The sequence below is a fragment of the Asanoa sp. NPDC050611 genome (assembly GCF_040654855.1).
GTDB lineage: Bacteria > Actinomycetota > Actinomycetes > Mycobacteriales > Micromonosporaceae > Asanoa.
Genome location: NZ_JBFAIU010000073.1, coordinates 15,433 through 27,240, shown reverse-complemented (window position 1 = coordinate 27,240; position 11,808 = coordinate 15,433). Strand labels below are relative to the sequence as shown.

General features: G+C 72.6%; 10 protein-coding genes. 3 read left to right on the top strand and 7 right to left on the bottom strand.

Annotated elements, in window-relative coordinates; translation table 11 throughout:
• Positions 1-6 precede the first annotated feature (6 nt).
• The 5 genes from AB0H87_RS14335 to AB0H87_RS14315 form a co-directional block, all read right to left on the bottom strand.
• Entirely contained in the window at positions 7-978 is a 972-nt protein-coding gene (locus tag AB0H87_RS14335) for a cation diffusion facilitator family transporter (RefSeq protein WP_360144157.1), read from the bottom strand.
• A gap of 10 nt (positions 979-988) precedes the next feature.
• Positions 989-2,197, bottom strand: coding sequence for an SIS domain-containing protein (locus AB0H87_RS14330; protein ID WP_360144154.1), 1,209 nt, complete (start codon positions 2,195-2,197; stop codon positions 989-991).
• Positions 2,197-2,373: a Trm112 family protein gene (locus tag AB0H87_RS14325; protein WP_360144151.1), complete on the bottom strand. Its 177-nt coding sequence runs from the start codon at positions 2,371-2,373 to the stop codon at positions 2,197-2,199. Before AB0H87_RS14325 ends, AB0H87_RS14330 begins: the two co-directional genes overlap by 1 nt.
• Positions 2,374-2,420: 47 nt before the next feature.
• Positions 2,421-3,806 (bottom strand): phosphomannomutase/phosphoglucomutase, encoded by a 1,386-nt coding sequence (locus AB0H87_RS14320; RefSeq protein ID WP_360144148.1) that lies wholly within the window; start codon positions 3,804-3,806, stop codon positions 2,421-2,423.
• A 119-nt stretch (positions 3,807-3,925) separates the two neighbouring features.
• Positions 3,926-4,849: a hypothetical protein gene (locus AB0H87_RS14315; protein ID WP_360144145.1), complete on the bottom strand. Its 924-nt coding sequence runs from the start codon at positions 4,847-4,849 to the stop codon at positions 3,926-3,928.
• A 360-nt stretch (positions 4,850-5,209) separates the two neighbouring features.
• Between AB0H87_RS14315 and AB0H87_RS14310 the strand changes: the two genes are divergently transcribed.
• The 3 genes from AB0H87_RS14310 to AB0H87_RS14300 all read left to right on the top strand — a co-directional run bounded on the left by AB0H87_RS14310 (position 5,210) and on the right by AB0H87_RS14300 (position 9,010).
• Positions 5,210-6,286 carry a polyprenyl synthetase family protein gene (locus AB0H87_RS14310; RefSeq protein ID WP_360144142.1) on the top strand — a complete coding sequence of 359 codons (1,077 nt, stop codon included), beginning with the start codon at positions 5,210-5,212 and terminating at the stop codon, positions 6,284-6,286.
• A 466-nt stretch (positions 6,287-6,752) separates the two neighbouring features.
• Positions 6,753-8,240 (top strand): GEVED domain-containing protein, encoded by a 1,488-nt coding sequence (locus AB0H87_RS14305; protein WP_360144139.1) that lies wholly within the window; start codon positions 6,753-6,755, stop codon positions 8,238-8,240.
• Complete coding sequence (locus tag AB0H87_RS14300; protein ID WP_360144136.1) at positions 8,237-9,010, top strand: hypothetical protein; 774 nt, start codon at positions 8,237-8,239, stop codon at positions 9,008-9,010. The genes AB0H87_RS14305 and AB0H87_RS14300 overlap by 4 nt, the downstream gene beginning before the upstream one ends.
• Here AB0H87_RS14300 and gabT read toward each other — a convergent pair.
• Together gabT and AB0H87_RS14290 are read right to left on the bottom strand one after the other, a co-directional pair.
• Complete coding sequence (gene gabT / locus AB0H87_RS14295) at positions 9,007-10,284, bottom strand: 4-aminobutyrate--2-oxoglutarate transaminase (RefSeq protein WP_360144133.1); 1,278 nt, start codon at positions 10,282-10,284, stop codon at positions 9,007-9,009. The two genes, AB0H87_RS14300 and gabT, sit on opposite strands and share 4 nt — an antisense overlap.
• Positions 10,281-11,717 (bottom strand): gamma-aminobutyraldehyde dehydrogenase, encoded by a 1,437-nt coding sequence (locus AB0H87_RS14290; protein WP_360144130.1) that lies wholly within the window; start codon positions 11,715-11,717, stop codon positions 10,281-10,283. The genes gabT and AB0H87_RS14290 overlap by 4 nt, the downstream gene beginning before the upstream one ends.
• Positions 11,718-11,808: the final 91 nt, after the last annotated feature.

Here is an 11,808-nt window from a genome sequence, read left to right as displayed (position 1 = left end):
GCATTGTCAATGGGCGGCGATGCCTTCGGCGGTTTCCGCGGCGGCGCCGTCGCCGGCCGCTGCCGCGCGGCTGCTGAAGATGTCGGGTTCGAGGTAGATCACCCGGGCGATCGGCACCGCTTCGCGGACCCGGGACTCGGCCGCGTTGATCGCTCGGGCCACCTCCTCGGCGGAGGCGTTGGGCGTCACCGCGATCTTCGCGGCCACCAGCAGCTCCTCGGGGCCGAGGTGCAGCGTCTTCATGTGGATGACGCGGTCGATGTCGTCGCCGACCAGGGCCTTCTCGATCGTCCGGACGTTTTCCGGGCTCGCGCTCTCGCCCAGCAGGAGGCTCTTGGTCTCGATCGCGAGGATCACCGCGATCGCGACCAGCAGCAGGCCGATCATGGCCGTGCCGAGCGCGTCCCACTTGCCGTCGCCGGTGGCCAGCGTCATGGAGACGCCGAACAGCGCGAAGACCAGGCCGAGCAGGGCGCCCATGTCCTCGAGGAGGACGACCGGCAGCTCCGGCGCCTTCGCCCGTCGGACGAAGCTGACCCAGGACGCCTTGCCACGGACCGTGTTCGACTCGTGGATCGCGGTGCGCAGCGAGAACGACTCCAGCCCGATCGCGATGACCAGCACCGTGATCGGCACCCACTGCCACTCGTCGATGCCGTGCGGGTCCTGGTACTTGTGCCAGGCCTCGTAGAGCGCGAACAGGCCGCCGACGCTGAACAGGATGATCGAGACGATGAAGGCGTAGATGTAGCGCTCTCGCCCGTACCCGAAGGGGTGCTCGGGTGTTGCCTTCCGGGTCGCGCGCCGGCCCCCGAGCAGCAGGAGAGCCTGGTTGCCCGAGTCGGCGACCGAGTGGATCGCCTCCGCGAGCATCGACGACGAACCGGTGAGGACGAAGGCCAGGAACTTCGTGACAGCGATGCCGAGGTTGGCACCAAGCGCCGCGATGATCGCCCGGGTGCCGCCGCCGGCACTCATGTCACTCCGCTCATGGGTTGGAAAGCTCCTTCATCTCGGAGACGGCCGGAACGGCCATGGGGTCGAGACCGTGCGCCAGAGCAAGATAAACCGACGCGAAGTCGGGCACGGCGACCAGGGAAGCCAACCGCTCCAGAGCTGATCCTCCCTCAGCGGTGATGACGTCGCAGCGCACGCCGCGGCGCTCGGCCAGGGTCTGGATCGCGTCGGCGCGGCGTTCCTCGACCGCGAAGGGCTCGTCGGTGTCGTCGTCGGCGTTGAGGCCGCCGTCGCGCATCAGCACGACGCGCAGCCGGCTGGCCAGCTGGTCCTCGTCGTCGAAGGGGTCGGCGAAGATGTCCCGGTCGGACTCGACCAGGCCGCCGAAGACGCCGTCGAGCAGGCCGACCCGGCCACGACCGGCCTCGCCGAGCGCACCGGCGACCACCGGGTAGCGGGCGTTGGCCGACAGCGTGTCGGCGAACCGCCGCGCGGCGACGGTGGCCAGCGGCGACGAGCCCCAGACGATCGGCACGGACCCGGCCAGGCCCAGGGCCAGCGACTTCGCCGGGTTGACGAACGACTCGGCGTTGGGGCGGCAGCGCTCGGCGTCGGCGTCGAGCCGGGTCGCGGTCTCCGCGAAGTCGGCCTCGTTGACCTTGACCAGGCCGAGCGTCCGCGCGGCGAGCAGCACCGGGACCGTGAGCGCCCAGAGGCTGGCCCGGGCGGGCGCGCGGCGCGGCACCGGGATGAACGGCGACCGGGACCGCTCGACCACCGATTGGAGCTCGGAGTCGGGCGCACCGATGCCGACGAGGCGGGCACCGCGCCTGGCGGCGGCGTCGGCCGCCGCCAGCGCCTCGGGGCTGTGCCCGGACGCGCTGATCGCGATCACGACGTCGGCGGCGCCGACCCAGCCGGGGACACCGGCGCTGCGGTGGGCGATGACGGGCGCGCGGGACCGCGGGCCCGCCGCCATCGCGAGGATCTCGCCGGTGCGGGCCGCGGTGCCGGCACCCGCGATCACGACGGCGCGCGGCAGCCCGTCGTCTTCGAGCGCCGACAGGTTGACCTCGGCGGCCAGGGCCGCGGACTCCCGGACCTGCGCGCCGGCCGAGGCCGTCATCCGCAGCATGCCGCCGGGGTCGTTCTCGGCCATGGCTTCCTGGTTGTCGAGCAGGGCCTCGTCGGCCACGCGCTGGCCACGCAGGCCCGCGGCACCGCCTACTGGGCTTTCCATCAGCTCGGCTCCCGGCGTGCCTCGTCGAGCAGCAGGATCGGGATGTCGTCACGGACCTCGAACACCCGGTGGCACTCTGTGCACGTCAGCGTCTGCGCCTCCGCGTCATAGGTGAGCGGCGCGTGGTGCGTGTCCGGACAGGCCAGAATGTCCAACAATTGCTGATCCAGGGCCATGGTGCGGCTCCTTCCAGAGGCGGGCGGCGGGCCGTCCGGCGACGATCTTAGCGGCGGACGAGCCCGAGCACTTCGTCACGCAGTTCTGCCATGCGCGTAGCCGTCGGCGCCTCGACGTTGAGCCGGATCAACGGCTCGGTGTTGGAGGCGCGCAGGTTGAGCCAGGCGCCGTCGGGGAAGGTCAGCGTCAGGCCGTCCAGCTCGTCGACGGCGGCGTCGGGGTAGGCGGCGCGGACCTCCTGCTGCTTCGCCCGCTGGTCGGGGACCGTCGAGTTGATCTCGCCGGACGCCACGTAGCGCTCGAAGTCGCGGCCGAGCACCGACAGCGGCTCGGCCTGGCCGCCGAGGGCGGCGAGCACGTGCATCGCGGCGAGCATGCCGGTGTCGGCGAACCAGAAGTCGCGGAAGTAGTAGTGCGCCGAGTGCTCGCCGCCGAACACGGCGTTGGTGCGGGCCATCTCGGACTTGATGAAGGAGTGGCCGACCCGCGCGCGCACGGCGGTGCCGCCGTTCTCCTTGATGATCTCAGGGACGGCGCTCGACGTGATCAGGTTGTAGATGACCGTGTCGCCCGGGTGCTTGGCCAGCTCGCGGGCCGCGACCAGCGCGGTGATCGCGCTCGGGCTGACCGGCTCGCCGCGCTCGTCGATCACGAAGCAGCGGTCGGCGTCGCCGTCGAAGGCGAGCCCTAGGTCGGCGCCGTGCTGCACGACCGCGTGCTGCAGGTCGACCAGGTTCTTGGGCTCCAGCGGGTTGGCCTCGTGGTTGGGGAACGAGCCGTCGAGCTCGAAGTAGAGCGGGACGATCGTCAGCGGCAGCGCGTCGAGCGCCTGGTCGCCCAGCACCGCCGGGACCGTGTAGCCGCCCATGCCGTTGCCCGCGTCGACGACCACCTTGAGTGGGCGGATGCCGGACAAATCAACCAGAGTGCGCAGGTGGCGGGCGTATTCGGTGAGCATGTCCCGCTGCTCCGGCCGCGCGTCGGCCGCCGGGGCCGGCCACGGCGCCGCGCCGTCGAGGATGCGCTGCGCGTTTTTCCTGATCTCGACGAGACCGGACTCCTGGCCGACGGGCTTGGCGCCGGCGAGGCACAGCTTGATGCCGTTGTATTGCGCCGGGTTGTGGCTCGCCGTGAACATCGCGCCCGGCAGGCCGAGTGAGCCCGCCGCGAAGTAGAGCAGGTCGGTGGAGCCCAGACCCGCCTCGACGACGCCGAGGCCCTCGCTGAGCACGCCGCGGGCGAACGCGGCCGCCAGACCCGGCGAGGAGGCACGCATGTCGTGGGCGGTGACGATGCGGGTGGTGCCGGGGTGGCTGGCCGTGAGGAACTGCGCGAAGCCAGCGCCGAGCGCCTCCGCAGCCCGCTCGTCCCATTGGTCCGGGACGACTCCGCGGATGTCGTATGCCTTGACGATCTGGGACAGGTCGGACAACGCACTCGCTCCTCGGACGATGCCAGCTTATCGCCGCCGAGCGTAACGGAGCGCGTCAGCCCGGATGTCGAGGCGCTCGGCGCCTGTGGATAACCGGGCGCCTGTGGATAACCCCGACCTCAGTCCTCGACGCGCGGCAGGATCACCGTCGGCTGGTCCGTTCCCGGTCCCGCCGCCGGCCGCACGGGAGGCAGCAAGATGGTCGACGAGTCGTTCCCCGGATCGCCGTGGTCGTGGCCCGACCGGGCCCGGCCGCCCTTGTCGGCACGCAGCTGGCGCACCAGGAAAACGATCAGACCGACGCCCACGAGCACGAGCACGAGGCCGCCGCCCATGACCAGGCCGCTCATGCCCAGAAAGCCGCCGTCGCCCGAGTCGTGCGGTGCGATCGGCACGCCGACCGCGAGGGGGCTTTTCGCCGGGTCGTCGAACGGCGCGACGGTGTCCGGGTCCACGGTGGCAGCGGCGGAGGGCGTCGCGGTCTTGCGCGGCTTGGCGGTCTTGCTGGGTGTGGGCTTGACCCCGTTGACCCGCGCCGCCGCCGACTCGCTGCCGAGCGCCTGGCCGCGGCCGCTGAACGCCTGGCCGATCAGGGTCACGCTGCCGCCCGGGGTGCCTTTGGCGAAGCTGATGCGATACCTACCGACCGCGGTCTGCCGGTCACAGATCGTCGAGCGGTCGGGTGCGGTGCGTTCGGTGACCACCGTGTCGCCGCCCGCGTCCGCGACGATGACGGGCCGCCACTGTCCGCGGCTCTGCGTCTCGACCCGCACCTGGTTGGCATTCATGCCGTTGGCGAGGCGGATGGCGAGGGCGGTACGCACGCCGATGCAGCCGCGGTCGCGCCGGGTCACGCTGACGGAGGCGGAGCCGGTGTCCCCACCCGCGGTGAAGGTGCGCGTGGCCCGCAGGTCGATCCGCTCGTCGGCGGCGCTGGCCGGCCCCGCCGAGACCACGAGCCCGACGCCGATCGCACCGACCAGCCCGACACCGATCGCCAACAGCGCCGCCGCCGGACGCCCACCGCGCGGACCCGCCATCATCACCATCTCCCGCGTCCGGTTCCCTCACCCGGGCGACACGGTACCCGCTGGCACTCGGCTTCTCGGCCGGCGAACGCCTCTGGATCGACACGGTGTAGCCACGTAACGACAGCCCGCATTGTCATCTTCCTGACGGCATCGGCGGCCGCCGCGGCGCCGTACCGCGAACGCGAAGTTTCCGGGGTTCGCCCGCGTCCCGCGCCCAGGGCCGTGCGTTGAACCGGAAGCTGGCCCACCTGACGGGTGAAACCCCAGGTCAAGCCCGCGTACGGGGTCTTGGCGCGCGCGTGGGTGCACTGATCTCATGTGCCCAAACCAGCAGCCGCCGGAACCGGCCTGTGCAGATTGGACGGTGCAGATGTGACTGTCACCCTGGGCAACCGGTCCGCGATCCCGGCGCCGCGCCGTGGGTCCGGGGTCCTCGATCGGGCTCGCACGGTCACCGAGCCGGCACTGCGCGCGGCCGTCGACAGCCTGCCGCCGGCCACCCGGCGGGCGGTGGGCTACCACTTCGGGTGGTGGGACGTCGACGGCAACGACCGGCAGGGCGCGGCCGGCAAGGCGGTGCGGCCGGCCCTCGTGCTGGTGGCGGCCGAGGCCGTCGGCGGCACTCCGGTCGGCATGGCCGCCGTCGCGGCGGTGCCTGCGGCGATCCCGGCCGCGGTCGCCGTCGAGTTGGTGCACAACTTCTCGCTCCTGCATGACGACGTGCTCGACGGCGCCGGGCTGCGCCGTCACCGCCCGACGGTGTGGAAGGCGTTCGGCACCGGCACGGCCATCCTGGCCGGCGACGCGTTGCTCGCGCTCGCGTTCGACGTGCTCGCGGCCACGGCCCACCCGGCCGGGCCCACCGCCGCGCGGATGCTCGGCGCCACCGTCGCCCAGCTCGTCGAGGGCCAGGCCGACGACGTCACCTTCGACGGCCGCGACGACGTGCGCCTGGACGAGTGCTTCCGGATGGCCCGCCGCAGGACGGGCGCGTTGCTGGAGTGCAGCGCCGGGCTGGGCGGTCTGTTCGGCGGCGGCACGCCGGCCCAGATCGCGGCCCTGCGCGGCTTCGGGGCGGAGCTGGGCCTCGCCTTCCAGCTCACCGACGACCGGCTCGGCATCTGGGGCGGTCTCGACGCGACGGGCAAGCCGGCGCACTCCGACCTGCGGCACCGCAAGCGGTCGCTGCCCGTGGTGGCCGCCCTCGCCGCCGGCTCGGCCGGCGCCGAGCGGGTCGCCGCGGCTTACGCCGCCGAGCACGAGCTGTCCGATGTGGAGATCCGTGAGCTGGCGGACGCCCTGGCCGCCGACGGTTGGCGCGACTGGTGCGGCACGGAGGCGGACCGGCACCTACGGGCGGCGCTGGACCAACTCGAGCCCGGCATCACCACCGAGCGCCGCCACGACCTGCGCGTGATCGCCCGACTGGTCGGTGACCGGGACCGGTGATCCACCGCAACAACCGCGCCCGCGCACACCCCACCTCCGCCCGGCGCCGCCTCAACACCTGCGCCCGGCCCCACCTCAACACCGGCGCACAGCGCCGCCTCAACACCCGCGCGCAGCGCCACCTCAACACCCGCGCGCAGCGCCACCTCAACACCCGCGCGCAGCGCCACCCCAACACCCGCGCCCAACGCCACCCCAACACCCGCGCCCAACGCCACCCCAACACCCGCGCCCAACGCCACCTCAACACCCGTGCGGTAACGCAGTTCAGCCGCGCCGCGCACCGCCCTCTCAGGGCACCAACCCCGCCGGCTGCGGCGCGAGCGACAAGTCGGAGATGTTCGGCTTGGACGACGCCCAGAACCCCGAAGCGGTCCGCCGCACCGCCGAAGGCAACGCTTCGGCGCGAGCTGAGCCGCGGCGTCGCCGGCCGGTCGTGCACCTCGATCCTGGGCGGAGTCGCGCTGTGATCCATCGCTTTGCCGTCGCGGTGTGTGCCGCGGCGCTGTTGCTCACGCCTGCTCCGGCCGCAGCGGCACCGTCGACCGCCTGCTACAACGCCACCTATCTCGTCCGCGACCGGGCGTTGGCGCGGCTGGACGGCGACGAGGACCCGACCCCCGTCGCCGAGTTCGACGAACCCTTGGACGCCGTCGCCTACGTGCCCGAGACGCGGGCGTTCTGGGCCGTCAGCGGAGACCACGTGATCGGGTTCGACCAGAACGGGCGCGTCATCAAGCGGCGCCCCAAGCCAAGGGCGTTGATCGCGGCTGACCCGATCACCGCGGCGACCGCCGGCACCAGTGCCGGTGCCGGCAGTGGTGACCGGTGGATCGTCCGTACCGGCCGGGAAGTGGTCACCTACCGGATGCCCGCTCTCGACGAGGTCGAAAGGCACCCGCTCACGGGACCCGGCGCCGACATCCTGCTCCGTCCGCTCATCGCCGACTGGGACGTCCACGACGGCCGCCTCTGGACCGTCGTCGCCGGCTGGCTCACCCGCGTCGACCTACATACCGGCGTCGCCACGCCGGTCGCGCGGCCGCCCGGACTCCCCACGACCGGCACCTTCGGTGCCGTCACCATCGATCCACAAGGGACGCTGAGTGCGCTGCACGACCAGAGCGGCCGCCTGTACCGGATCGATCTCGCGGACCCCACGACCCCGGTGACGACCACGACCGTAGGGCGCGCGAAACGGTCGGACGCCGCCGGCTGCCCGCAGGGGTGGGACTACGGCGACGCACCGGCCCCCTACCCCACCCGCCGCGCCGCCGGCGGGCCACGGCACGCGATCGCCGCCGGACTCGCGCTCGGTCGGACCGTGACGCCGGAGGACGACGCCAGGAAGAACGACTCCGACGACGCGCTCGCGAACGCGCCGGAAGCAGCACCGGACGGGACGCTGACCGTCAAGGTCACCGTCACCAACACCACGGGGCGCAACGCCCTGCTGGCCGCCTGGCACGACCTCGACGGCAACGGCCGCTTCGACGGCCGCGACCTCGCGACCGCCACCGTCAGGAGCGGCAAGGCCCCGCGCACGATCACCCTCACGTGGCCCGCCACCGACAAGGCGGTCGCCTCCATTCTGCGCATCCGGCTGTACGGCGGCCCGCTCGGCTACGACAGGCCCGCGCCGGAGCCGACCGGGCCCGCGGGCAGCGGCGAGGTCGAGGACCACCCGATCACCGTCCGCCGCGCACCGCGGCCGGCGCCCGCGGAACCGCCGGACATCCGCGACCTCGCCGGCCCGCCACCCGGCGCGGTGCCGGACCGGGGCGTGCCGCCCGTGCGAGCGCCCTCGCCGGAACGCCGACGCGAGATCGCCGTCGCCACCGCGGCACCAACCAAACCGGACCGGCTCCCGCTCACCTGGTCGGTCTTCGTCGGGCTGCTGGTGCCCGCCGCCTCCGTCGCCGCCCGGGCGGCAGCCAAGAGAGGAAGTCGATGAACACCTTGCTCGCCGGGATCGCCGTGGTGCTGGCCGCGGCCTTCGCGTCCGTCATCGGGTTCACGGTCGTGTCCCGTTGGGTGCCGCGGCGCTGGCGGGTCGCCGACGGTGACGCGGCCGGCACGGTCTACTCGACCATCGGCATGGTGTACGCGATCCTCATCGCGATCGCCGCCATCGCCGTCTGGGAACCGCGCTCCGACGTCGGCGGCAACACCGAGACGGAGGCGAGCAGCCTCGTCGAGGCCTACTGGTCGGCCAACCGGCTCGCACCGCAGGACCGCGACGACGTGCAGGCCAGGATCGTCGGATATCTCCAGGTCGCCGGCGGCACCGAGTGGGACCACCTGCGCACCGCCCATTCCGGCACGATGACCGCCGAGAACCTGTCGACCGAGCTGCGGGAGCGAGTCGACGCGATCCGCCCGGCCACCGACGTCGAGCAGGCCGCGCACCAGATGCTGGCCGGTCAGGTCAGCGCCGCGGCCACCGCCCGGCGGGCCCGGATCGGCGACGCCGACGCCCGGATGCCCGCGCCGCTCTGGCCGATCCTGCTCGGCGGCGCGCTGGTCAGCGTCGGCTTCCTGTATCTCTTCGGCCTGCGCCGGACCGTGCCCAACGGCCTCATGTTCGCCGCGCTGGGCGGCATGGTGGCCCTGATGCTCTTCGTGCTCTACCAGGTCGAGCTGCCCTACAGCCGCGGCTTCGCCGTCGACCCCGACGCGCTGCGGGCCGCACTGGAAACGCTGCGCGGCAGCGACGGGGTCTAGACCGCGGCGAAGGCGTCGGACAGGATGTCGAGGCCGCGCTCCAGCGTGCGGTCGTCGATCACCAGAGGTGGCAGGAAACGCAGGACGTTGCCGTACGTGCCGCAGGTCAGCGTCAGCAGCCCGCGCCGGTGGCACTCGGCCGACACCGCGCTCGTGGTCGCCGGATCGGGCGTCAGCGTGCCAGGCTGCACGACCTCGACCGCCTGCATCGCACCGCGGCCGCGTACCTCGGCGATCCTCGGGTCCGCGGCGGCCAGGTCGCCCAGCTTGCCGCCGAGCATCAGCCCGATCCGCCGGGCCGAGGTGACCAGGTCGAGCTCGCGCATCGTCTCGATCGAGGCGAGCGCCGCCGCGCAGGCCAGCGGGTTGCCGCCGTAGGTGCCGCCGAGCCCGCCCGGGTGCACCGCGTCCATGATGTCGGCCCGCCCGGTCACCGCGCCGAGCGGCAGCCCGCCGGCGATGCCCTTGGCCAGCGTGATCAGGTCGGGCACGACGCGCTCGTGCGACGACGCGAACCAGTCGCCCGTACGGCAGAAACCGGTCTGGATCTCGTCGGCGATGAACACCGCGCCCGCCTCGCGCGCCCACGCGGCCAGCGCCGGCAGGAACCCGGGCGCCGGCACCACGAAGCCGCCCTCGCCCTGGATCGGCTCGATCAGCACCGCGGCGACGTTGGTGGCGCCGATCTGCGCGTTGACCAGGTCGAGCGCGCGGGCGGCGGCGTCCGCGCCGGAGAGCCCGCCGTCGCGTAGCGGATAGGACATCGGCACGCGGTAGACCTCGCCGGCGAACGGGCCGAACCGGTGTTTGTAGGGCATGTTCTTCGCGGTCAGCGCCATGGTCAGGTTGGTCCGGCCGTGGTACGCGTGGTCGAACACCACGACCGCCGTGCGCCCGGTCGCGTGCCGGGCGATCTTCACCGCGTTCTCCACGGCCTCGGCGCCGGAGTTGACCAGCATCGACCGCTTCTCGAAGTCGCCCGGGGTCAGGGAGTTGAGCGCCTCGCAGACCGAGACGTAGAGCTCGTAGGGCGCCACCATGAAGCAGGTGTGGGTGAACCGCTCGACCTGCTCGCGCACGGCGGCCACCACGCGAGGGGCCGAGTTGCCGACCGAGGTGACCGCGATCCCGGACGCGAAGTCGACCCACTCGTTGCCGTCGACGTCGGTCAGCGTGCCGCCGCTCGCGTGGTCCACATAGGAGCCGATCACCGAGCTGACGCCGCGGGCCACCGCGGCGCTGCGCCGCTTCTGCAGGTCGAGGGAGGCCATCACCCCTCCAGGTTGTGCATGACGTGCTTGACCCGGGTGTAGTCCTCGAGGCTGTAGACCGACAGGTCCTTGCCGTGCCCCGAGTGCTTGAAGCCGCCGTGCGGCATCTCGGAGACGAACGGGATGTGCGTGTTGACCCAGACACAGCCGAAGTCGAGCCGCCGGGTCATCCGCATCGCCCGGCCGTGGTCGCGCGTCCAGACCGAGGCGGACAGGCCGTATTCGACCCCGTTCGCCCAGCGGACCGCCTCGTCTTCGTCGCTGAACCGCTGAACGGTGATCACCGGGCCGAACACCTCGTCCTGGATGATCTCGTCCTGCTGGCGTACGCCGGAGACCACGGTCGGCGCGTAGAAGAAGCCGCGCTCGCCCACCCGCGCGCCGCCGGCCTCGACCGAGGCGTGGTCGGGCAGCCGGTCGACGAAGCCGGTGACCCGGCCGAGCTGGTTGACGTTGTTGAGCGGCCCGTAGAGCACGTCCTCCTCGTCGGGCCCGCCGGTCTTGGTGCCGCGGGCCTGCTCGACGAGCGCGGCGAGGAAGTCGTCGTGGACGCGAGGGCCGGCCAGGACCCGGGTCGCGGCGGTGCAGTCCTGGCCCGCGTTGAAGTAGCCGCCGACGGCGATCGCCTCGGCCGCGGCGGCGACGTCGGCATCGTCGAAGAGCACGACCGGCGCCTTGCCACCGAGTTCGAGGTGGGTGCGCTTGAGGTCGGGCGCGGCCGCCGCGGCGACCTCCTTGCCCGCGCGGGTCGAGCCCGTGATCGAGACCAGCTGGGGCACGGGGTGCGACACGACCGCCCGGCCGGTGTCCCGGTCGCCGCAGATCACGTTGAAGACGCCGGCCGGGAAGAACTCGGAGGCGATCTCGGCGAGCCGCAAAGTGCTGACCGGGGTGGTGTCGGAGGGCTTGAGCACCACGCAGTTGCCGGCCGCGAGCGCCGGGGCGATCTTCCAGATGGCCATCATCAGCGGGTAGTTCCACGGCGTCACCTGGCCCACGACGCCGAGCGGCTCGCGGCGGACGTACGAGGTGTGTCCGGCCATGTACTCGCCGGCCGAGCGGCCCTCGAGCATCCGGGCCGCGCCCGCGAAGAAGCGCAGCTCGTCGACGGCCGGCGGCAGCTCCTCGTCGGTGGTGAGCTGGCGGGGCTTGCCGGTGTTGCGCACCTCGGCGTCGACCAGCTCGGCCGCGCGGGACTCGACCGCGTCGGCGAACTTGAGCAGGGCCAGCTGCCGCTGCGCCGGCGTCACCTCGCGCCAGCTCTCGAACGCCGTCGCGGCGGCCGTCATAGCCTTGTCCACATCGGCCGGATCGGAGATCGGTGCCTGCGCGAAGACCTCGCCGGTGCACGGATCGACCAGGTCGCTGAAGTTGCCGTCGACCGGGTCGACGTACTCACCGTTGACGAAGTTGCGCAGCTGCTGCTTGTCGCTCATCGAGAGGTCTCCAGGCGGTGGGGGCCGGCGGACGGGCTGTTGTATTCGCAACCCTCACGCCATCTTCGCGACCGAATCCGTAGCTGACAAG